Genomic DNA, 21,848 nt, shown 5'->3' on the forward strand with positions numbered 1-21,848 from the left:
ATGTGCGATTCCCCTTCTTCTCCCATAACTTCTCATCCTCTGTTTAAGCTGACCATTTAAATGCGACAATTCGATCATTTTGATTAATATCAGCGACGACTTCAACTTGTACTTTTGGATACATGGTTTCAATCATCGTTTTTAATACTGCGCCTTGATTATAACCAATTTCAAAGACGACAAGTGCCTGATCATTTAAAACATACGGCAATTTTTCAATGATCGCACGATAAATCGCTAAACCTTGTTCATCTGCGAATAAAGCTTGATGTGGTTCATAATCCAAAACTGTTTCGGCCATATCGACAGATTCACTTTCATCAATATACGGCGGATTAGAAATCAAACCATCTAAACGAATACCTTGTTTAATGTAAGGTTCCAAATCACTGCCTTGTATAAAAGTGATTTCTGTTTGATGCAGCTTCGCATTAGCTTCAGCAATAGTTAATGGTCCTTCATATAAATCTGACGCATACACTGTCAAACTTGGTTCTAAACGTTTTAAGGAGACAGCTAAAATACCGCTTCCCGTCCCAATATCTGCCACCACACTTTGCTTAGGCAAACGTTCTAAAAAGTACATGAGTACTTCTTCTGTTTCAGGTCTTGGTATTAAGCAACGTTCATCTACTTGAAACTTTTCTCCTAAGAAACTTTGAAAGCCAGTGATATATTGAATCGGTTCCCCTGTCAACATACGCTCGACCGCTTGTTGATATAACCGTTCATGTTCTTCTGGCATGGTATCCTGCATATGCAGTACATAGTCCGTCAACGACCATTCTAATAAATCTAGCAACAGCCATTCTGCGCGTTTCGATTCATAACCACGAGCAGTCGCTTGTTTTGAGGCAGCTTGAACTGCTTCTTTATAACTCAACGTTGTTCAATTCTTTCAATTTCTCTGTCTGTTCTGACATTGTTAACGCATCGATAATTTCATCTAATTTACCTTCGATGATTTGATCTAACTTTTGAATTGTTAAACCGATACGGTGATCAGTGACACGATTTTGTGGATAGTTATACGTACGAATACGTTCTGAACGGTCCCCAGTACCCACTGCTGATTTTCTTTCAGATGCGTATTTTTCTTGTTCTTCTTGTAATTTCATATCATACACACGTGCTTTCAACACTTTCAATGCTTTTTCACGGTTTTGAATTTGTGATTTTTCAGATGATGTCGCAATAATACCTGTTGGTAAATGCGTAATACGTACTGCTGAGTCAGTCGTATTGACGTGCTGACCACCTGAACCACTTGAACGATATGTTTCAATTTTCAAGTCTTCATTTCTAATTTCAATTTCTACATCTTCCGCTTCAGGCAGTACCGCTACAGTAGCAGTTGATGTATGGATACGACCGCCTGATTCAGTTTCAGGTACACGTTGTACACGGTGTGCGCCATTTTCGTATTTCAATTTAGAATAAGCACCTTGACCATTGATAATAAAGCTGATTTCTTTGAAACCGCCATGGTCACTGTCATTCATTTCAATGACTTCAGTTTTATATCCTAGTGCTTCACTGTAACGTGAATACATACGGTATAAATCACCCGCAAAGATGGCTGCTTCATCTCCACCTGCTGCGGCACGGATTTCAACGACAACGTTCTTGTCATCATTTGGGTCTTTAGGAATCAATAATAGTTTTAATTGTTCTTCTAAATCAGGTAATGTATTTTTTAATTCGCTGATATCTGATTTCAACATGTCAACTTCTTCTTTGTCTGTTGTTTCATTCAGCATTTCATTCATTTCTTCAATATCTTCTTTGTTTTGTTTATACTCACGATAAACATCTACTGTTTTTTGTAAATCAGATTGTTCTTTTGAGTATTCACGCAGTTTATCAGAATCACTGACCACATCTGGATCACTCAGTAATTCGTTCAACTGTTCATAACGTTCTTCAACAATGTCTAATTGATCAAACATGATTATAATTCCTCCTTCTCAGTCTCACTTGGTGCGACAATATGATGTGCACGACATCTTGGTTCATAACTTTCATCTGCACCAACCATAATAATCGGATCATCTGCTTTGGCAGGTCTGCCATTAATCAAACGTTGCGTTCTGCTGGCAGGTGCACCACAGACTGCACAAACGGCTTGTAACTTTGTGACAAGTTCACTGACTGCCATTAGTTGAGGCATCGGTTCAAAAGGTTCACCTCTGAAATCCATATCCAATCCAGCAACAATCACACGATGACCTTGTTCAGCCAACTCTTGTGCGATATCTACTACTGAATGTTCAAAGAATTGTACTTCATCAATACCGATGACATCTACCCCTGTTAAATCCTGTTCAAAGATTTCTTCAGCTGCTTTAATTGTAATGGCTTCTATCGCATTACCATTGTGCGATACCACTTTTTCTTTATGGTAACGATTATCTATTGCAGGTTTAAATACAACGACTTTCTGTTTTGCATACATGCCGCGTTTTAATCTGCGGATTAATTCTTCAGATTTACCGCTGAACATGCTGCCGGTAATACATTCAATCCAGCCGGAATGATAAGTTTCATACATTATGCTTTTCCTTCCTTTTCAAAACAAAATCATCTCATTATATCATATTTTTAATTTTGATAGAGAAATAACTGCAAGAAAATCCAAATGAATTCGGACAAAAAAGTAAAAAAACTCTCGCTTTAAAAGCGAGAGTAAATGACATTCAATATTATTGATTGTTGTTTGATTTAAGACCGAATTTTTTGTTGAATCGTTCAACACGGCCATCCGCTGCTGCGAATTTTTGACGACCTGTGTAGAATGGATGTGAGTCAGATGAAATATCTAAACGGATAACTGGATATTCGTTACCATCTTCCCATTCCATTGTTTCTGATGATGTTTTAGTTGAACCACTTAAGAATTTATAGTTAGTAGTAGTATCTAAGAAAATTACTTTGTGGTATTCAGGATGGATTCCTTGTCTCATTATTATTTTCAGCTCCTTTGCCCTGAACCATCTGGAACAGAGTTATTTGTGAGTTTTTACCCAATACTTAGTAATTATAATTGTTACCAGAATAAATTGCAACCCATTCTGGAAGACAAATCAAATTTATATTTATATAATCGGCTTGCCTGTACGCTTGCTGTCTTCAGCTGCTTTTTGTAATTGTTGGAAGAATTCTTCATTATTTTTCGAACGTTTTAACTTTCTAATGAAACGTTCTGTGAAGTCTGTAGAATCTGTAAACATATTACGTAATTGCCATAAGCTTTCTAAATCTTTCTTATCTACCAGCAATTCTTCTTTACGTGTTGAGCTTCGACCAATATCAATAGCTGGGAAGACACGTCTTTCAGCTAATTTACGATCTAAATGAAGCTCCATGTTACCTGTTCCTTTGAATTCTTCATAAATTAAATCGTCCATTCTAGAACCTGTATCAATTAATGCAGTGGCTAAAATCGTTAAGCTGCCGCCTGCTTCAATATTTCTTGCCGCACCAAAGAAATGTTTAGGTTTGTGTAATGAAGCCGGATCTAAACCACCTGATAAAGTACGTCCGCTTGGTGGAATAACTAAGTTGTATGCACGTGCTAATCGTGTAATAGAGTCCATTAAAATAATGACGTCTTCTCCGATTTCAACTAAACGTTTCGCACGTTCTAGTAATAATTCAGCAACTTTAACATGATGTTCTGGCGGCTCATCAAATGTTGAATGCACTACTTCTGCATCATCACTTGAACGTTCAATATCTGTTACCTCTTCTGGTCGTTCTCCAACTAATAAAATGAACAATTTAGCTTCTGGTTTGTTTGCTGAAATGGCGTTCGCAATTTCTTTAAGCAATGTTGTTTTACCTGCTTTAGGCGGTGCGACAATTAAACCACGTTGGCCTAAACCAATCGGTGAAACCAAGTCCATAATACGTGTGGAATAGTTAGTTGATTTTGTTTCTAATCGAATACGTTCATCTGGATATAGTGGTGTAAGTGCTTGGAAGTGAGGACGTTTTTTAACTTCTTCTGCATTGTGATCATTAACGAAGTCAACTTGCAGTAAACCATAATATTTCTCATTATCTTTCGGCTTTCTGACTTTACCTGTAACCTTATCCCCTCGTTTGATTTCAAAACGGCGGATTTGGCTTGCAGAAATATAAATATCTTTTTCGCCCTTGGAATAGTTGACTGTTCTTAAAAAACCGTAACCGTCAGGTTGAATATCATCTAAGATACCTTCCATATAATAGTTGCCGTCTTTTTCCATTTGAGCTTCCATGATAGCTAATACTAATTCTTTTTTATTAAGTTTACTATAATTTGTAAGTTTAAGAGATTTTGCTTTTTGAGTTAGCGCTTTAGTAGTGTTGTTCTTATAAAGTTCGTGGAAAGACTCGTATTGAGGAGATGTACGTTCTCTTTCAGGCATGTTTGACACTCATTTCGTTTTAATTTTACGTATTTACTTATTATAAAGTATTTTTCATAAGATAACCATAGCAAATTTCCATTTTAATTACAAAAACAATCATTGGTCTAACGTTATCAATTGCGTATAATTAACTATTTCTCCATTAAAAAAGCTGGACACTTTCGTGCCCAGCAAATAGTATTCAAAGGTTATTCATTATAGTAACCTGCAATTGATTTGATTTCTAAGAATTCTTCAATACCATAGTCGCCCCATTCTCTACCGATACCTGATTGTTTATAACCACCGAATGGTAAATCTGGTTTGCGACCTGCTTCATTGATTTCAATTGTACCTGCTTCAACTTCACGTGCAACTTTGCGTAAAGTGTTTAAGTCTTTACCATATACATAACCAGCAAGACCATATTTTGTTTCGTTCGCAATTTCAATTGCTTCTTTAAGGTCTTTGTAAGTGATAATTGACATTACAGGTCCAAAGATTTCTTCTTGTGCGATAGTCATTTGATTATCAACATTCGCAAAGATTGTTGGTTTTGCGAAGTAACCTTTGTCTAATCCTTCAGGTTTACCTACACCTCCAAGAACTAATTCAGCACCTTCATCGATACCTTTTTGAATATAATCTTCAACTTGATCAAATTGTTTTTTGCTGATGATTGGACCCATTTGAACGCCTTCTTCTCTTGGATCTCCAACTTTTACTTGGCTCATTTTTTCTTTTGCTGCTTCAATGAATTTATCTTTCATTGATTCAGGAATAATAGTTCTTGTACCTGCAGTACATACTTGGCCTGTGTTGTTATAAACTTTGCCGACTGCAGCTTCAGCAGCTTCTTCTACATCTGCATCATCTAAAATGATATAAGGTGATTTACCACCAAGTTCAAGTGAAACTTTTTTGAAGTCTTGTGCTGCTTTTTCCATAATTTTTGCACCTGTACGTCCTGAACCTGTGAATGACATCATGCGTACATCTGGATGTTCACTTAATGGATTGCCGACACCTTCGCCGTCACCATTTACTAAGTTGAATACACCTTTTGGTACGCCAGCTTTATCAAAGATTTCAGCTAAGATAATTGCTGCGTATGGTGTTAATTCAGAAGGTTTTAATACGACTGGACTACCAGCTGCGAATGCTGCTGCTAGTTTTAATGATGTTTGGTTAGTTGGGAAGTTCCATGGTGTGATTAAACCAGCAACACCAATACCTTCTTTCACCACTAAGTCATTACCGCGTCGTTCTTCAAATTGGAAATTATCCAATGCATCTCTTGCTTCTGAGAAGTGATTAAGTCCCATTTGATAATGCACATTTTCGGATTTTTCAAGCGGTGAACCTAGTTCATCAGTAATCGCTTCAATAATATCTTGTTTTCTATTTTCATACTCTTTAACAATTTTATCGAGTAAGTCTCTTCTATATTCTACACTGCTGTGACGGAATTCAAGATAAACATCTTTTGCAGCTTGTACTGCTTTATCTACGTCTTCTTTGTTACCTTTCGCAACTTGACCGAGTACTTCTTCAGTTGCTGGGTTGATGACATCGATTGTTTCGCCACTTGCACTATCAACCCATTCACCATTGATATATTGCTTAGTTTGAATTCTCAATTCAGTCACTCCTTAGTATTACGTCTTACTTTATAGTTTATCCTTTCTCAGATTTTTTTAAACGTTTCTGCTTATAACGCAAAATAAGAGCTACTCCAAAAGGAATAACTCTTACTTCTCTCAAATCTATATTAAGAATTGGCCACATTATCTGTTTGATTCTCAGATTCAAGTTCAATATATTTTTGTGCCCATTCTTCCATCGGTACTAAAGCCTCAGCTAAAGCAGCACCTTTATCAGTTAAATGATAAACGATTGATAAGGGGGCTTTTGATACGATGTTCTTTTCTACTAACTCCCATTCCATCAGTTCAGAAAGTTTTAAGCTTAAAGAACGTGGTGTAATTGTCTTCAAATCTTTCTTCATATCACTGAAGTGTGCAGACTGTTCTGGACATCTAGATAAATAATTTAAAATTAATCCATTCCAGCTTCGACCGATGATTTTGAATGTTTCTTCTAGATATGGACAAATTTCCATTTAAATCACCTCTCATGATTACTAGATCATGCAAACCTACTATACAAAGTATACCACGTTTTCTAAATTTTTTCAGTCCAAATGTTTGCGCCGAGAGATTTTAAATTCTCTACAATGTTTGTGTAGCCGCGATAAATGTGATTTACATTATAAATTGTTGTCACACCCTCTGCGATTAAACCTGCAATAATTAAGCAAGCACCGGCACGCAAATCACTCGCATACACAGACGCACCATGTAATTGAGACGGTTTAACTGTTGCTGTGTTTTGATCTACAGAAATTTCTCCGCCCATTTTTCTTAACTCTTCGATATGACGGAATCTTTCAGGATAAATTGTATCTGTTACAAATGAAGGTCCATCTGCTAAGAATAATAATGGTGTGATTGGTTGTTGTAAGTCAGTCGCAAAACCTGGATAAACCAACGTTTTGATGTTGACGCTGTTAAATGGTAATTGGCCTTTAAGTTTTACGCGGTCATCATCAATCTCAACATCTACACCTAGTTCACGTAATTTAACAGTTAAAGGTTCGATGTGTTTTGGAATGATATTATCAAGTTCCACTTCAGCACCGCAAGCTGCTGCCATACACATATATGAACCCGCTTCAATACGGTCTGGAATAATTTGATGTGTCACACCATGCAAATGATCGACACCCGTAATTTTAATAGTACTTGTACCTGCACCTTTAATATTCGCACCCATTCCTGTTAAGAACGTCGCAACATCAACAACTTCAGGTTCTTTCGCTGCATTTTCGATTACTGTTTGTCCCTCTGCACGGACAGCAGCTAACATAATATTGATCGTTGCACCGACACTAACCATGTCTAAGAAAATATTCGCACCTTTTAATTCTTCCGCTTCAATCTTCATAGAAGTCGGGCTTGATTCATCAATCGTCGCACCTAATGCTTTGAATCCTTTAATATGTTGATCAATCGGACGTGGTCCTAAAGGACAACCACCTGGTAGTCCGATGACGCATTTTTTAAATCGACCTAACATTGCTCCCATCATATAATATGATGCTCTTAATGACTCTACCTTATGGTTTGGTAAAGACGCATTTTTTATTTCCGTCGGGTCTACTTTTAATTCTGTATCTTTTAAATCTGTTTTAATGTTTAAATCCTCTAACAAGCTTACTAAAGTAGCAACATCTGAAATTTGCGGTAAGCCTTCTAATGTTACAACATCCTCTGCAAGTAATGCTGCTGGGATAATCGCCACTGCACTATTTTTAGCGCCGTTGATTTTCAGTTTCCCTTTTAATGGCTGTCCGCCTCTGATTTTTATTACTTCTTGAGCCATTCGATTGTTCTCCTTTGTTATTCAATCTTTATTCCACAGTTCTATGTATAGTCTACCTTGTTTCTGATACGACTACACCCACTCTTTCATCATTTTCTATGAAAATAACTGTTATCCACATACTTCATATTAATTATAGTTGAATGTACTAGCGATTGTATATTCATATTATAGAATACAAAGCCATTTGTTAAAGTATTTACAACATGTTGATATGTTGCACCCATTTTATGCGTTTGTCTTAAGATGTCAGTCTCAACAAACTTTTTTGTTTCATTCAAAAAATCACTTAAGACATTATAGCACAAGTCACGTTAAGACTGCGAAATAATTTCAGGCAATACACCATTTTTGCCTAACATTATTGTCATATAGATATTTCCGCAATCTTTTGTATCCTAACAAATGGTTGACGAGAACACAATCTTTTGGTGTTGTCTCACAACACAAAAAAGAGCATCCGAAAAAGATGCTCTTTCAATACTTAATTATTCAAAATTAAGCGCGGTTAGAAGTACCGAATTCTTTGATTTTACCAGTTACTGTAGCTTTGATAGCTTCACGAGCTGGTCCTAAATATTTACGTGGATCGTATACTTCTTTGTCGTTGTTTAATACTTCACGAACTGCTTTCGCTGAAGCAATTTGGTTTTCAGTATTTACGTTGATTTTAGCTGTACCTAAAGAAATAGATTTTTGGATATCTTTAGTTGGGATACCAGTACCACCGTGTAATACTAATGGTAAACCAGTTGATTGTCCGATTTCTTCCATTTCTTTGAAGCCTAAGTTTGGTTCACCTTTGTAAGGACCATGAACAGAACCTAATGCAGGTGCTAAAGTATCGATACCTGTTTTTTCAACAAGTTCTTGACACTCTTTAGGGTCAGCATAGATAACGCCGTCAGCTACTACGTCGTCTTCTTGTCCGCCAACAGTACCTAATTCAGCTTCAACTGATACACCGCGTGCATGTGCATATTCAACCACTTTTTTAGTGATTTCAATATTTTCTTCGAATGGGCTGTGTGAAGCGTCGATCATAACTGATGTGAAACCAGCGTCGATTGCTTCTTTACATTTTTCGAAGCTTGAACCGTGGTCTAAATGGATAGCAACTGGTACAGTGATTTTTAAATCATGTAATAAGCCTTCTACCATTTTAACTACAGTGTAGAATCCGCTCATGTAACGAGCAGCACCTTCAGATACACCTAAAATAACTGGTGCATTTTGTTCTTGTGAAGCTTCTAAAATAGCTTGAGTGAATTCTAGGTTATTTAAGTTGTATTGACCAACTGCGTAACCTTTTTCTTTTGCATCGATTAACATTTCTTTCATTGAAACTAAAGGCATGAAAGTTCCTCCTTGCGTGCGTTTTGCACGTGATTTTTATACGTTAAGTATATCAAAGTCACCGCCGTAATGCATTGCAAAACTAAATGTAAGCGGTTATAAATGATAAAATTGTGTGAATTTTCAAATGAAAACGTATACAACATGTGTATATGTGTTTCACAACCACTTTGTTCTGTGCTTAACGTTGTATTTTTTATTATTACCCATTTTCATCTGCGTCTTATACATTTTTCAGTCAATTGAATTAAAGATAAGCTTCATTTAAAATTGAAATATCGATAATAAAGTTGGAGGCTACTATGGCGAATATCTTACAAACACAACTTACTGGTATATTCAATCGCTTAAATCAACAAGAATTGGATATACAAATGGCAGCACAATGTTTAATTCAAGCTATCGGCGGAGAAGGTCATGTTTATGTCAAAGGTTATGGCGACTTAAATTGCTTCGAAGATTATGTGCTTAACAGCAATGAAAAATTAGAAGCAAGCAAACGTCTAACTGACTTAGAAAGTTATGATGCATTAGATACAACTGACCGCGTCTTACTCTTCTCTCCTTTTTATACAGAAGAAGTTCAAGCGGATACACAACGCTTAATTGATTTAGATGTTGATTTCGTTTTAATCTGTAACAAAAATAAAGAAACACCTATTCCTGACCATCTTCTTCATTATATAGATTTATGTACACCAAGACCGATTGTCTATACAGAGGATTACGACAAAATCGTTCAACCTCATCCTATGGCATTCACTTATGTTTACTATGAAATCTATACACAAATGATTGAAATGATCAGAGACTTGGATTTGAACGTAGAAGAGTAACTAAATAATTTGAAAATACAAAAGCGGCAAAGCTGATTCACCTAGTTGTGAATCTGCTTTGCCGCTTCTTTATGCTTTATAATAGACGTATTTTGCCTTATTTACTTTTATTTTGTTGATATTTGTTAGCCGCTTCGATAAACGCTTTGAAGATTGGTTGCGGACGGTTTGGTCTTGATAAGAATTCTGGGTGGAATTGACTCGCGAAGAAGAAGTCATTACCAGGAATTTCAATCATTTCGATTCTTCTGCCGTCTGGGCTGATACCTGAGAAGACCATACCTGCATCTTCCATTTGTTGACGATAGTCGTTGTTAAATTCATAACGGTGACGATGACGTTCTTCGATTTCTTTTTTACCATAGATATCATAAGCTAATGTACCCTCTTTAACTTCACTTGGGTACAAGCCTAAACGTAATGTTCCGCCTAAATCTTCGATATCTTTTTGTTCTGGTAATAAGTCAATGATTGGATATGGTGTATCAGGATCTAATTCTGCAGAATGTGCACCTTCTAAACCAAGAACGTTACGCGCAAATTCTACTGTTGCCAACTGCATACCTAAGCAGATACCGAAGTATGGCACATTGTTTTCACGCGCATAACGGATTGCTGAAATCTTACCTTCACTTGCACGGTAACCAAAGCCGCCAGGCACTAAGATGCCGTCTACATCTTTTAAATATTCTGCTGCGTTTTCATCTGTCACTTCGCTAGAATCAATCCATTTAACTTTAATGTCTTTATATAATGGATAGCCTGCGTGTTTTAATGATTCTACAACTGAAAGATAAGCATCTTGCAAGCTTACATATTTACCGACTAAACCGATTGTGATTTCACCATCAAGATTGTTTACGATTTCTAATAAATGTTTCCATTCATCTAATTGTGTATCGTATTTCGCATCTAAGTCTAAGCGATTGATGACTAAGTCATCCATATGTTGTTTGCTTAATTGTAAAGGAATTTCATATAAAGATTCAGCATCACGACATTCGATAACATTTTCTTCAGGAATGTCACAGAATAATGCAATTTTATCTTTTAAATCTTGTGTCATTTCATATTCAGTTCTTACCACAATCAAATCAGGTTGGATACCTAAACCACGTAATTCTTTAACACTATGTTGTGTCGGTTTTGTTTTCATTTCACCTGCTGCTTTGATGTAAGGTAATAAAGTACAGTGGATATACATGACATTATCTCTGCCTAAATCACTACGAATTTGACGAATCGCTTCGATAAATGGCAGTGATTCGATATCACCTGTTGTACCGCCGATTTCAGTAATAACAACGTCTGCATTTGTGCTTTCGCCTGCTAATAGTAAACGTTCTTTAATTTCATTCGTGATATGAGGAATAACTTGAACCGTACCGCCTAAGTAATCACCGCGGCGTTCTTTTTTCAATACGTGAGAGTAAACTTTACCAGCTGTCACGTTTGAATATTTATTTAAGTTGATGTCGATAAAACGTTCATAGTGTCCTAAGTCTAAGTCTGTTTCCGCACCATCATCTGTCACAAAGACTTCCCCGTGCTGATACGGACTCATAGTACCTGGGTCTACGTTTAAATATGGATCGAATTTCTGTATCGTTACGGATAAACCTCTATCTTTTAATAATCTGCCTAATGATGCCGCTGTAATTCCTTTACCAAGTGAAGAAACTACTCCGCCAGTAACAAATATGAACTTAGTCATTCTTTTTCCTCCTACTTTTCAATTACAAATTAATTTAACATTCCATAACTTGTTTGTATTCATGTTAAGACATAAAAGTCTTAGCGCTTATTTTAAATATCGCTTAAAAAATAAAAAAACGCTCCCTCTCACATCTCATGTAAAGGGGGAGCGTATGATTTATACACGTTGTCCTAATTAAAGGAGCCCGAATAAAATTTTATCATTTTTCTAGAAAAAGTCAATTATTATTCTTCATCGTCTGGCTCATCATTAAAACCAGCCGCATCTTCAAATAATTCTTCTGCTTCTTCTAATTCATCTTCGTCTTCTTCGATAACGATATCAGATTCATTGACTTCTTCTTCATCTTGAGGATCGTCTAAATTTTCTTCGTCGTCCTCAACATCTTCTTCAGTTCTTGCTTCGTCTTCCTCTTCTTCCTCTTCGCCAAGAAGTTTAAGATTTTTATCTTCTTCGTCTTCTTCATCCAAGATATCGAATTTTTGAATTGTAGGTGCGATTTTTTCTTCAATATCATCTACTGAATACCAGTCACGTAATCCCCACATATTTTCTCCGACATTTAAGAAACGTCCATCTGTGTTTAAGTCAGTGTAGAATTGAACAATACGATTTTCTAAATGTTCATTATCTTCATAGTGTCCTAAAGCTTTAAATTCATCAATGATATCGTATAAATTCATTGTAGTCCCTTTTTCTTCTAATAAAGTATGGGCCATATCGATGAATGATTTTTCGTCTACCATTTCTTTTGTGTAGTCTTGAATTTTCATATGTTCTATTACTCCCTTTCAAAGGCTTTATCAATTCAATCACAAGTTTACTTATTTCTCATGTTAACAAATGTAAATTATAAATGACAATGCCCTATTTCGCAATGCTAATGATTACATTTTTAATAAACGATATATTTTTCAAATTTTACATAATCTTCAGTTTGCAAGGTTGCGACAAAATTACTGTTCAAACATAACGGTTTTAATTCATTATGTTCACCAAATAAAACAATATCTAAGACTTCTATTTCAGGATATGTTTTTCTGATATATGTCGCTAACTGACGTAATGCACTTTCTGCGATACCTTTATGTCGTTTATCCTTATCCACTTCTATACCTCTGATATGCATACGGTTTTCTGTTGCTTGCAAGGCAATAAAACCTGCTTTTTGACCGTCCAGCATTAAATGTACTGTATCGATTTCTTTATCAGGTTGTTCATCGGGTGCTTTCAACTTTAATGATGAAACATATTTAGAATCTAAATCTAAATAGTATAAACGTTCTTCACCGATTGGTCCTTCTTGTTTTGTCGCAGTATGCATAAACCCTGCACGTTCATACACATTCCACGCTGCTTTATTTTCAGCATCGACCACAAGGTATAAATGGTTGAAATCACTATAAAGTGACTGAACATAATTCGGCAGATTCATCATAATCTTCGTGCCGTAACCATTTCCTTGGAATTTTTCATTAATAGATAACGAACGGACATAGACGACATGTTCTGGTGTGTCGTAACCTTCGTGTTGATAATATTGATGTAAAACAAAGAAGCCGACCACTTCCCCTTTTTGATTAATAGCTATATTCGCGATACGGTCTTTGTCTTTTAATGCATCGTCTAATACTTGTTTTGGTAAAGAAGAATAAATCATCTGTCTTTCTGACAGTTCGAATTCTTCGACTTCTTTATGGTACTTTGGTTCGTATGGCTGAACGATAATATCTCCAAATTGCTTACTGTGTTTCATATACATCCCCTACATTTCTTATTTACTGCAAGTTCAATTAGTGTTTCCCTATGCACTATGCTGAGAAACAATTTGAGAGCCAATTGACACCGTATTGGTCTCTGACTTGACCATGCATTGCGTTGAAAAAAGTTTTAGTAATCGGCATGTGTGGATCTCCACCAACACTCAACGCATCAAATACACGTTGTTGTTCTGTAGAATCTTCAAATGTCAGAAGCAGATTCACATCTTCATTACTGAATGGTTTGCCATAATTGCTCGATAAGTGCAATACAATAGCATCAGTAATGTGAACTTCTGCGTGCAACACTTGTTCTTTTTGTTGATTTAATACTTTAATCTCACCGCCGAAAACACTTTGATAGAATTCAGCTGCTTTTGCAACATTTTCTACGATAAGGTATGGACTTAATTTCATTTTTTATTGTACACTCCTTAACTTTGCTTTTTTCTTTCTCTTTTGATTATACTATTAATGATTACATGTCATACATAATTTTGAGGTGAAACTATGAAAATCGGTATTGATGCCGGTGGTACATTAATTAAAATTGTCGAAATCGACAACGGGCACCGTACTTTCAGAACGAAACGTACTGATGAATTAACAGAAGTGATTGAGTGGTTGAATCAACAACCTTGCAGAAATGTTTCTTTAACCGGCGGTAAAGCACAAATGATTAAAGATCAATTAGATTTCTCTGCACAAGAATTCGTTGAGTTCGATGCAGCTTCAAAGGGTTTAAATATGTTATTAGAAGAACAAGGTCATTATTTAAAAGACTACATCTTCGCCAATGTCGGAACAGGCACATCTATGCACTATTTTGACGGCCAGACACAAAGACGTGTCGGAGGTATCGGTGCCGGCGGTGGTATGATTCAAGGTTTAGGATACTTATTATCTGGGATTACAGATTATCAAACTTTGACAGATACCGCAGAACAAGGTGATCGTGAATTTATTGATTTAAAAGTAAAACACATCTATAAAAATAGTGAACCGCCAATTCCAGGTGATTTAACAGCCGCAAACTTCGCACACGTGATGCGTCATCTAGATAAAGAAGTATCAACGGCAGATCAATTAGCATCAGTAATGGGTATCGTTGGAGAAGTTGTCACAACCATGGCCATCACACTCGCAAGAGAGTTCCAAACTGAAAATGTGGTGTATATCGGTTCTTCATTCAACAATAATCATCTTCTACGCAAAGTTGTAGAAGATTATACTGTCTTACGTGGTTTCAAGCCTTACTATGTTGAAGGCGGCGCTTTTTCAGGCGCTTTAGGCAGTATCTACTTAGGAAATCCAGCGTAATGTACATCAAATAAATAGGGAATAAGGCAGATTTTAATCATTGCCTTATTCCCTATTATGTTCTCTATCTAATTAAACAATTTTAATAAGATAATTCATTTTTCAATGTTTGGGCTGAAACTATCGAACCTACAACATTCGGTTTTAAGTTGATGCCGACGCCGTTATCATCATCTCTTAATTGATCAAGCCATTCACTGAAAACTTCTCCTTCAACTTGATCTACATCGCATTCTTCAAAATCTTCATCGCGCACTTTCAATGCAGATTGGTAATCACTCCACACTGGCATGAAGTTAGGTTGGTTTTCCCCGTTATTGCTGATAATAATAAACTGTTTATTTCCTTTATCAGTCAGACCATAAACATCATCTGTTTTCGCAGTAATTCGCGCAAATTCAACTGTACGAATACGATCCAGTTCTGTCATAATTTGTTTTGTGGCTTCATAAATATCAATGAAATGTCCGTCTAGTTCATCTGTAACATTGACTAAGACTTTATCCCCTTTATCAAATAAGTCATCCATTTCACTTGTCACAAAGCGATCTAAATCACGAATAATAATTTTATCGTAAGCATCTTTACGGTTTTCAAAATAAGCTTCTGCTAATTCTTTCTTTGTCCAAAATAGCGCAATGGCATGTCCATCTACATCTCTTCTAACCATTTTTCTATCTTTGACTGCAATATAGTACGTTTCATTTACAAGCAAATCTTTGAAAAACGTTTCGTATTTATAATCCATAGTAAACCCACTTTCTCTATAGTTGTGTATCAATGCAAATATAAAATAATAAACTTAAACAGTCAATCTAATACGATTTATGTTAAAGCAAAACGGCTAAAATCACACAGGATTTTAACCGTTTCACTAAAACTCTATATTAATCGCCTAATTCTTTTAAAAAGGCTTTTTCATTTAATTCAATTTCTTCTCTTGAGCTGCCATGCCAGATACACGCAAAACGAGAATTCACTTTATCCTTACCATACCAATCACCATCATAATAAGATAATGGATAAATTTTGCCCTGGCGGACATATTTCATAATCGTGCGATAAAATTTCGTATTATCACCGCGTGAGAAATAACTATAGAATTTATGGAAATCTCCAGATAATTCATCATCTAACAGCAACATGCTTGTTGACCCGTTTTGACGGAAGTTTAAATCAATCGCATAAACATGACCATACTTATCATAAAGCAAGTCGAAACCTCCGACACCATAGAAACCTTCTTTAATACCGTTTTCCATAATTTCACGACCCGCTTCAATCACAGCTTGCGGCACCTCTTCCACTGGTACACTTTGATTTCCGTTATAGAAACCATAATCATCTGTGATTTGTTCGGCTGTTCCTAAATATTTCAAACCGATTTGATCTGAGTAAGCAAATTGTACACAGTAATTGGCGATATCATCCACTTTTTGTTCAATAATCATTGTTTCTGTTTCATCTAATGCTTGATGAACACGTTCAATTGCTTTTTCTAAATCTTCTTGGTTATAACAGATCATCACGCCATAGCCGCCGGCTGTCGGTAAATCATCGCCCGGTTTTAATACAATCGGTAAATCCCACTTCTTCACTGCTTCTTCAAAATCTTCTACCGCCACAACTTCACGTTTCGGCAAATATTTACCGTTTGTCCACTCTGGTATACGTGCTTTATTGTTGAGCGCAACAAACGTATCTTTATCCAGCGCATAATCTTCTTTAGGTACAATGTCTTCACTATGCACATATTGGAAGTATATCTTCTTGTTGTCTTCTTTCGTTAACGAACGTAATAAATGTTCATAACTAGCTTGGTTATGGAATTTATAAACATTGCTTGGCACTTCTTTACCGACTTCGTTGAATAACTGTTTCAACTTATCAGTGACACTCGCTTCATGCACAATCACCGGCATTTTATTTGCGATTAATAATTCACGACCTGTTAAGAAGTTAGATTGATGCTCATCAGGCTCTAACCAAGGATTAGAAACATACGATGGACGAGACGTATAAACAATAGACTCATCATATAAATCACTTAAAGTGACCTTAGGTTGTTCTGAATGTTTTCTAAGTTCTTTTAATGATGCTTGCTTCACTTTTCTGACATGTTGTTCTTTAATTTCTCTCAACAATTCATTGTTTTGAATTAAATCTAAGCCCATACGTGCTAAAATATCCGCACCTTTAATTAAGGCACTATCACCATGGTCAGATGCAGCAGCTTCTTTAAATTTGTAAGTATGTCCTACTAAATTGCTTGGCCCGATTTTAATATGTGCATGTAACGTCGGTACGATATGACTGACGTTACCCGTATCAGTAGAACCGTAACCGAAGTCATCTTCACTGACTTCTTCGCCTTTTTGACGTGCATAATGTGCAAACAGTTCATCCAATTTAGGTGTTAAGATAAATTCGTTCACGCCATTTTGAATCGGTTTGAATGAATAGTCACAACCTGTCTGCAATGCGGCACCTTGAGCAATTTGACCTACTCGGTGTGTTAACACATCTAAATCTTTACGTGTTGTTGCACGTGTATAGAAACGTGCATGTGTAAAATCAGGAATAATGTTGGCTGCTTCTCCACCATTTAAAATCACACCATGTACACGTTCACCTTTTTTAATTTGTTGACGTAATTGTGCTACACCATTGAAATAGCTGATCATCGCATCTAAAGCGTTAATCGCTTCATCCGCATTTTCAGAAGCATGTGCACTTTTACCGTAGAATTTAATATCTAATACATCTACTGCTAATGTATGGATTGTTTTGTATGTTTCATTACCAGGGTGCAGCATCAAAGCAACATCTAATTCATCAATGATACCTTCTTTAACATAACTCGCTTTCGCACTCCCGTTTTCTCCGCCTTCTTCAGCTGGACAACCTAACACAACCACTTGTCCGCCTACTTTATCGATAACTTGTTTTAAAGCGATACCAGCTAACACACTTGTTGTACCGATAATATTATGACCGCATGCATGACCTAATCCAGGAAGCGCGTCATATTCTGCTAGGAAACCAATCGTCGGCCCTGGCTTGCGACTATGATATTGAGCAATGAAGCCAGTCGGATGACCTGCGATATCTTGTTCAATTTCAAAGCTGTATTTCTTTAATTCTTGCATTAATAAACCAGAAGCAAAGACTTCTTGGTTTCCTAGTTCTGGTCTTTCATGGATTTTATGACTGATATCAATAAATTCTGACTGTTTCGCATCTATAAATTGTTCAATATGAGTTTCAAATGACATTTTAGTGACTCCCTTTATTTTTCAAAGATATATGTGTCTTTAAGGTCGTTTTAACACGATTTGGAACGCTTTTACCTTGCGTTCTCATCCCCTTTTATATCTTTATCAGTAAAATTGATTACTAAACATTTTAAAGGTTTTTCATGACTTTGTCATCCTTTTTCTTAATTTTCAACAAATTTATCCCGAGTAAACTGATAAACTTTTCATTGAAAGTGTATTCGGTAAAATTGTAAATGCTGCTTAGCCTTGTTACAATAAGACATGAAGAACTAAAGGAGGTTTAGTTTTATGCCTAAAATGAACGTTGAAAGTTTCAATTTAGATCATACTAAAGTTGTTGCACCATTTGTGCGCTTAGCAGGTACAAAAGAAGGTCAAAACGGAGATGTAATTAAGAAATATGATATTCGTTTCAAACAACCAAACAAAGAACACATGAAAATGCCTGGTTTACACTCATTAGAACACTTAATGGCTGAAAACATCCGTAACCACACAGACAAAGTCGTAGACTTAAGTCCAATGGGTTGCCAAACTGGTTTCTATGTATCATTCATCAACCATGATGACTACGAAGATGTATTAAACATCATTGAAGCAACATTGAAAGATGTTGTTGCGGCTAAAGAAGTCCCTGCTTGTAATGAGGTACAATGCGGTTGGGCAGCAAGCCACTCATTAGAAGGTGCACATGAAATTGCACAAGAAATGTTAGAAAAACGTGACCAATGGGATAAAATCTTCAGCGAAGACTAATCCTGGTCACTTGATGCGTTAATAGTATGTGAAGCCCCGCTTCAAATCAAAAATTGATTTGAGACGGGGCTTCTTTTTTGTTTGCTATTAAAATTATGAATAGATTGCTTTCATCTATTCTCTGTTTTTTAGTTTGTCTAATAATAATGAGAGTTTGTAGAGCATTGGGCGAAGCGGTTTAATAAAATCTCCAATATACTCTTCTACGTGTGCATTAAATCCTTCTTTGAATTTTTGTACACCATAGTCTTCTGCATTATCAGAGAAATCTCCTGTAATACCGTAGAAATTATAACGGTCAATACCTTTCTTCTTCGCAAATTTAATCATTTCCCATTGTAAACGGTATGCGCCCATAAACGCATTATATTGAGGATTCGAACCACTAGAGAGATAGTAAACTTCGTGCTCATTATAAAGATAAAGCGCAGCTGCTAAGTTTAAGATGTTGCCATCTTTTTCTATCATCGCTTGTGTTTCTTTGATTTTACGTTCGTTACTATTAAATTGTTGCTGCAGTTGATTAGCTCTGCTTTTTGATTTCTTAGAGTTCGGACTTTCTTTCAACTTCTCATTCACTTCATCTAAATCACTTTGTAATTGTGCGTGTTTCTCTTTCAACTCTTTTAAGTACGTATGCAAATCGACATATGCTAATTTTAAGAAACCACGATGACCATAAACCTTTTGCATTTGTTTAAAATAATCCAAACCTCTAAATGTGAAACCGTGTTTCTCTTCTGCCATTTTAAACAATTCGAAGAATAAAGGTGTTTCATCAATAGAAAGTGTACGGACTTGTACACCCATTTCATAAGTCTTTTTAATATTACGTCTTGTTTGATAGTCCATTTCATTGAGTAACTGCGTTTCTGATTTTCCTTTTAAATCTAACACAGACAACCATCTGATTTGACTCATAGAAGAATAACCAGTGGAATAGCCCTGATGTTTGTAACCTAACTTTTCCAATGTTTGAATCAACTGATGATTATCAAATTGTTCAATGATTTCACCATCAGGTTCTCTGATATTTTCCAAAATATACGGATCGACAAGTACATATAACCCTTTGTGTTTTCTTAAATAAAGTGTCAAAGACGCAAAAAAATATTCCACAAGTTTAATATTCTTATAATCCATGACAGGTCCGCGATGTGTATAGAAGTATTTAAAGAAGCGCAAACTTCTCGCTTCTGTTAGTAAACACGCCGCAATAACTTCATTATTTTCATCTTTAACTCCTACTAGGTGCACATCATGTTGTGCTTTATTGCGATTATGATAATGTTTCGCTGACTGTGTATAATGTGAAAAATGTTGTTTTGTATAATTATCAAACTCTGTTTCAGATAAATTTGTAAAGTACATGTTGCATCTCCTTCGGTGTTTTATACACAATAATAGAACTGAAATGTAAATATTCCAGTTCTATTATCATATACCTTAATTAATAATTCCCCATAACGGGCCTAATGTATTAGAATTTTTATCCCATGTTCTAACTGGTAAATATATTCGTTTTCCTGAATATCCAGTATATACAACCCATACATGTCCATCTTGTTTCATGACTGTATCATACTTAATTGTTTGACCAGGATGTAACACACCTGATTGTGGGTTACTTCTAAATGGCCCATTCAATCGAGTTTTAATATCATAGTTTGCTGTAAATGATGCTGATTCTGCTTTGTAATAAGTACCTTTGCCATCAACTTTATAAGTACTGTTAGTTGATGGTGCTTGTACGCGATTAACCGGCGGAGTATAACCAGAAGTATTACTACCATATCCATATTGTTTTAAAAATGGTATTGGATTTTGTGCATAATTATTACCTAACCCACCAACCATTCTTTGGAAATGCAAGTGTGGACCTGTTGAGAATCCTGTACTACCTGATTTTCCTATAATTTGTCCAGTTGAGATATAATCTCCGACCCTAACATTTAATTGACTTAAGTGCATATACCATTGGTAATGGGAACCATCGGGCTCTTTTACACCAATTTGATTACCGCCACCATAAGGGCTCCAACCAGCTTCAATAATTTTACCACCTGTAATTGCTCTTACTGGAGTCCCAATAGGCATTGCAAAATCAGCCCCATAATGCATGCCATTATTTATGTTTAAATTATAATGTCCATATCCAGCAGTCAATTGATATTTCGTAAGCCATTGAGCTGATGCATAGGGTTCCATACTTCTTGTAGTATATCGAGGAGTACTTTCAACAAAGTTAAGATTACTTCTTGTATGAAAACTATTTTTATATTCTCGTTGAGAAACTGTATTTTTATCTAAATACGATTCAAAATATTTCTTTTCAGGATTAACAAATTGAATGTTGTTTTGCAATTGACTATCTATCATAGCACTTGATTCATTTAAATTGTTGTTTTTTGATATATTCTGATTGCTTTCAACTGAATCAACTTTTGCTTTTGAAACTTGATTTTCAGTTACAGTATCATTAGTTGTTTGTAATTTCGAATCAATTTTCACCTCGTTATTTATAAGCAATTCTCCATAATTAACTTGGTTTTCTTGATTAATTTCTTCTGCTGCATATGCGTCATTATTGTAATTGGAAAGAAAAACTCCACCTGCGGCAAGTGTTGACGTTAAAATAAGCACTTTAGTGTTTAATAACTTTTTTTCATTGATGTCCATTCTATTGCCTCCTATTAATAATAACCACTTAAAGATTACCACTTATTTATGTTCTGCGCAATTATAAATAAGAACATTTCATAATAAAACATTCTTAAATTCAATGATTGCCACGTACAAAATAAAAAGGGGCTGGGACATAAATCCAGTCTCAAATAAAAGCCAAGGAGAATTTTTAATGATTTCCCTCGGCTTTTTATATAAAATACTCATATTATTTTAAAAAAATAAAGCCCTCACGTATAATTAGAGAATAACCACAAACCCAATCATTGGAGGAACTTTATGTATAAAAATTATAACATGTC

Annotated in this window: 20 protein-coding genes and 1 pseudogene; 3 read left to right on the forward strand and 18 right to left on the reverse strand. The window is 35.7% G+C overall.

Annotated features, from left to right (window positions below; all coding sequences use genetic code 11):
• Window positions 1–43: 43 nt before the first annotated feature.
• From prmC to fdaB, 9 genes are all read right to left on the reverse strand, one after another.
• Window positions 44–883, reverse strand: coding sequence for a peptide chain release factor N(5)-glutamine methyltransferase (gene prmC / locus HMPREF2603_RS11830; protein ID WP_070462642.1), 840 nt, complete (start codon window positions 881–883; stop codon window positions 44–46).
• Window positions 873–1,949: a peptide chain release factor 1 gene (gene prfA, locus HMPREF2603_RS11835; protein ID WP_023016117.1), complete on the reverse strand. Its 1,077-nt coding sequence runs from the start codon at window positions 1,947–1,949 to the stop codon at window positions 873–875. The genes prmC and prfA overlap by 11 nt, the downstream gene beginning before the upstream one ends.
• A 2-nt stretch (window positions 1,950–1,951) precedes the next feature.
• Window positions 1,952–2,551, reverse strand: coding sequence for a thymidine kinase (locus tag HMPREF2603_RS11840; protein WP_002481799.1), 600 nt, complete (start codon window positions 2,549–2,551; stop codon window positions 1,952–1,954).
• 151 nt (window positions 2,552–2,702) lie between these two features.
• Window positions 2,703–2,963 (reverse strand): type B 50S ribosomal protein L31, encoded by a 261-nt coding sequence (locus HMPREF2603_RS11845; protein ID WP_002481800.1) that lies wholly within the window; start codon window positions 2,961–2,963, stop codon window positions 2,703–2,705.
• Window positions 2,964–3,095: 132 nt separating this feature from the next.
• Window positions 3,096–4,412, reverse strand: coding sequence for a transcription termination factor Rho (gene rho / locus HMPREF2603_RS11850; protein WP_002481801.1), 1,317 nt, complete (start codon window positions 4,410–4,412; stop codon window positions 3,096–3,098).
• Window positions 4,413–4,603: 191 nt separating this feature from the next.
• On the reverse strand, window positions 4,604–6,034 hold the full coding sequence (locus HMPREF2603_RS11855) for an aldehyde dehydrogenase family protein (RefSeq protein WP_023016119.1): 1,431 nt from the start codon (window positions 6,032–6,034) through the stop codon (window positions 4,604–4,606).
• 131 nt (window positions 6,035–6,165) lie between these two features.
• Window positions 6,166–6,516, reverse strand: a complete 351-nt coding sequence (locus tag HMPREF2603_RS11860) for a winged helix-turn-helix transcriptional regulator (protein WP_002481803.1) — start codon at window positions 6,514–6,516, stop codon at window positions 6,166–6,168.
• 62 nt (window positions 6,517–6,578) lie between these two features.
• The gene (locus HMPREF2603_RS11865) at window positions 6,579–7,838 is read right to left on the reverse strand and encodes a UDP-N-acetylglucosamine 1-carboxyvinyltransferase (RefSeq protein ID WP_023016121.1); all 1,260 of its coding nucleotides are present in this window, start codon (window positions 7,836–7,838) and stop codon (window positions 6,579–6,581) included.
• Between the two features lie 498 nt (window positions 7,839–8,336).
• Window positions 8,337–9,194, reverse strand: coding sequence for a class IIb fructose-bisphosphate aldolase FdaB (gene fdaB / locus HMPREF2603_RS11870; RefSeq protein ID WP_002481805.1), 858 nt, complete (start codon window positions 9,192–9,194; stop codon window positions 8,337–8,339).
• A 302-nt stretch (window positions 9,195–9,496) separates the two neighbouring features.
• On the opposite strand from fdaB, the gene HMPREF2603_RS11875 reads away from it, so the two are divergent.
• Window positions 9,497–10,030, forward strand: a complete 534-nt coding sequence (locus HMPREF2603_RS11875; protein ID WP_002481806.1) for a DUF2529 family protein — start codon at window positions 9,497–9,499, stop codon at window positions 10,028–10,030.
• Between the two features lie 97 nt (window positions 10,031–10,127).
• Here HMPREF2603_RS11875 and HMPREF2603_RS11880 read toward each other — a convergent pair whose 3' ends face one another.
• From HMPREF2603_RS11880 to HMPREF2603_RS11895, 4 genes are all read right to left on the reverse strand, one after another.
• Window positions 10,128–11,744, reverse strand: coding sequence for a CTP synthase (locus HMPREF2603_RS11880; RefSeq protein WP_002481807.1), 1,617 nt, complete (start codon window positions 11,742–11,744; stop codon window positions 10,128–10,130).
• A gap of 227 nt (window positions 11,745–11,971) precedes the next feature.
• Window positions 11,972–12,520, reverse strand: coding sequence for a DNA-directed RNA polymerase subunit delta (rpoE, locus tag HMPREF2603_RS11885; RefSeq protein WP_002481808.1), 549 nt, complete (start codon window positions 12,518–12,520; stop codon window positions 11,972–11,974).
• A gap of 122 nt (window positions 12,521–12,642) precedes the next feature.
• Window positions 12,643–13,509: a GNAT family N-acetyltransferase gene (locus HMPREF2603_RS11890; RefSeq protein WP_057510754.1), complete on the reverse strand. Its 867-nt coding sequence runs from the start codon at window positions 13,507–13,509 to the stop codon at window positions 12,643–12,645.
• Between the two features lie 49 nt (window positions 13,510–13,558).
• Complete coding sequence (locus tag HMPREF2603_RS11895) at window positions 13,559–13,924, reverse strand: VOC family protein (RefSeq protein ID WP_057510755.1); 366 nt, start codon at window positions 13,922–13,924, stop codon at window positions 13,559–13,561.
• A 93-nt stretch (window positions 13,925–14,017) separates the two neighbouring features.
• On the opposite strand from HMPREF2603_RS11895, the gene coaW reads away from it, so the two are divergent.
• Window positions 14,018–14,827 (forward strand): type II pantothenate kinase, encoded by an 810-nt coding sequence (gene coaW, locus HMPREF2603_RS11900; protein ID WP_060804038.1) that lies wholly within the window; start codon window positions 14,018–14,020, stop codon window positions 14,825–14,827.
• Window positions 14,828–14,909: 82 nt separating this feature from the next.
• On the opposite strand, the gene HMPREF2603_RS11905 is transcribed toward coaW, so the two are convergent.
• The 3 genes and pseudogenes from HMPREF2603_RS11905 to HMPREF2603_RS13720 form a co-directional block, all read right to left on the reverse strand.
• Window positions 14,910–15,575, reverse strand: a complete 666-nt coding sequence (locus tag HMPREF2603_RS11905) for a DUF2750 domain-containing protein (protein ID WP_002481812.1) — start codon at window positions 15,573–15,575, stop codon at window positions 14,910–14,912.
• Window positions 15,576–15,714: 139 nt separating this feature from the next.
• The gene (locus tag HMPREF2603_RS13715; RefSeq protein WP_231724100.1) at window positions 15,715–16,935 is read right to left on the reverse strand and encodes an L-aspartate--L-methionine ligase LdmS; all 1,221 of its coding nucleotides are present in this window, start codon (window positions 16,933–16,935) and stop codon (window positions 15,715–15,717) included.
• Between the two features lie 9 nt (window positions 16,936–16,944).
• Window positions 16,945–18,102, reverse strand: a pseudogene (locus HMPREF2603_RS13720) (M20 family metallopeptidase); the annotation flags it as partial.
• 291 nt (window positions 18,103–18,393) lie between these two features.
• On the opposite strand from HMPREF2603_RS13720, the gene HMPREF2603_RS11915 reads away from it, so the two are divergent.
• Window positions 18,394–18,861: an S-ribosylhomocysteine lyase gene (locus HMPREF2603_RS11915; RefSeq protein ID WP_002481814.1), complete on the forward strand. Its 468-nt coding sequence runs from the start codon at window positions 18,394–18,396 to the stop codon at window positions 18,859–18,861.
• A gap of 114 nt (window positions 18,862–18,975) precedes the next feature.
• Here the strand turns inward: HMPREF2603_RS11915 and HMPREF2603_RS11920 are convergent, their stop codons facing one another.
• Together HMPREF2603_RS11920 and HMPREF2603_RS13790 are read right to left on the reverse strand one after the other, a co-directional pair.
• Window positions 18,976–20,232 carry an aminoacyltransferase gene (locus HMPREF2603_RS11920; RefSeq protein WP_060804036.1) on the reverse strand — a complete coding sequence of 419 codons (1,257 nt, stop codon included), beginning with the start codon at window positions 20,230–20,232 and terminating at the stop codon, window positions 18,976–18,978.
• A 75-nt stretch (window positions 20,233–20,307) separates the two neighbouring features.
• On the reverse strand, window positions 20,308–21,540 hold the full coding sequence (locus HMPREF2603_RS13790) for a peptidoglycan DD-metalloendopeptidase family protein (protein ID WP_060804035.1): 1,233 nt from the start codon (window positions 21,538–21,540) through the stop codon (window positions 20,308–20,310).
• Window positions 21,541–21,848: the final 308 nt, after the last annotated feature.

The organism is Staphylococcus sp. HMSC055C03 (assembly GCF_001809385.1).
Lineage (GTDB): Bacteria > Bacillota > Bacilli > Staphylococcales > Staphylococcaceae > Staphylococcus > Staphylococcus simulans.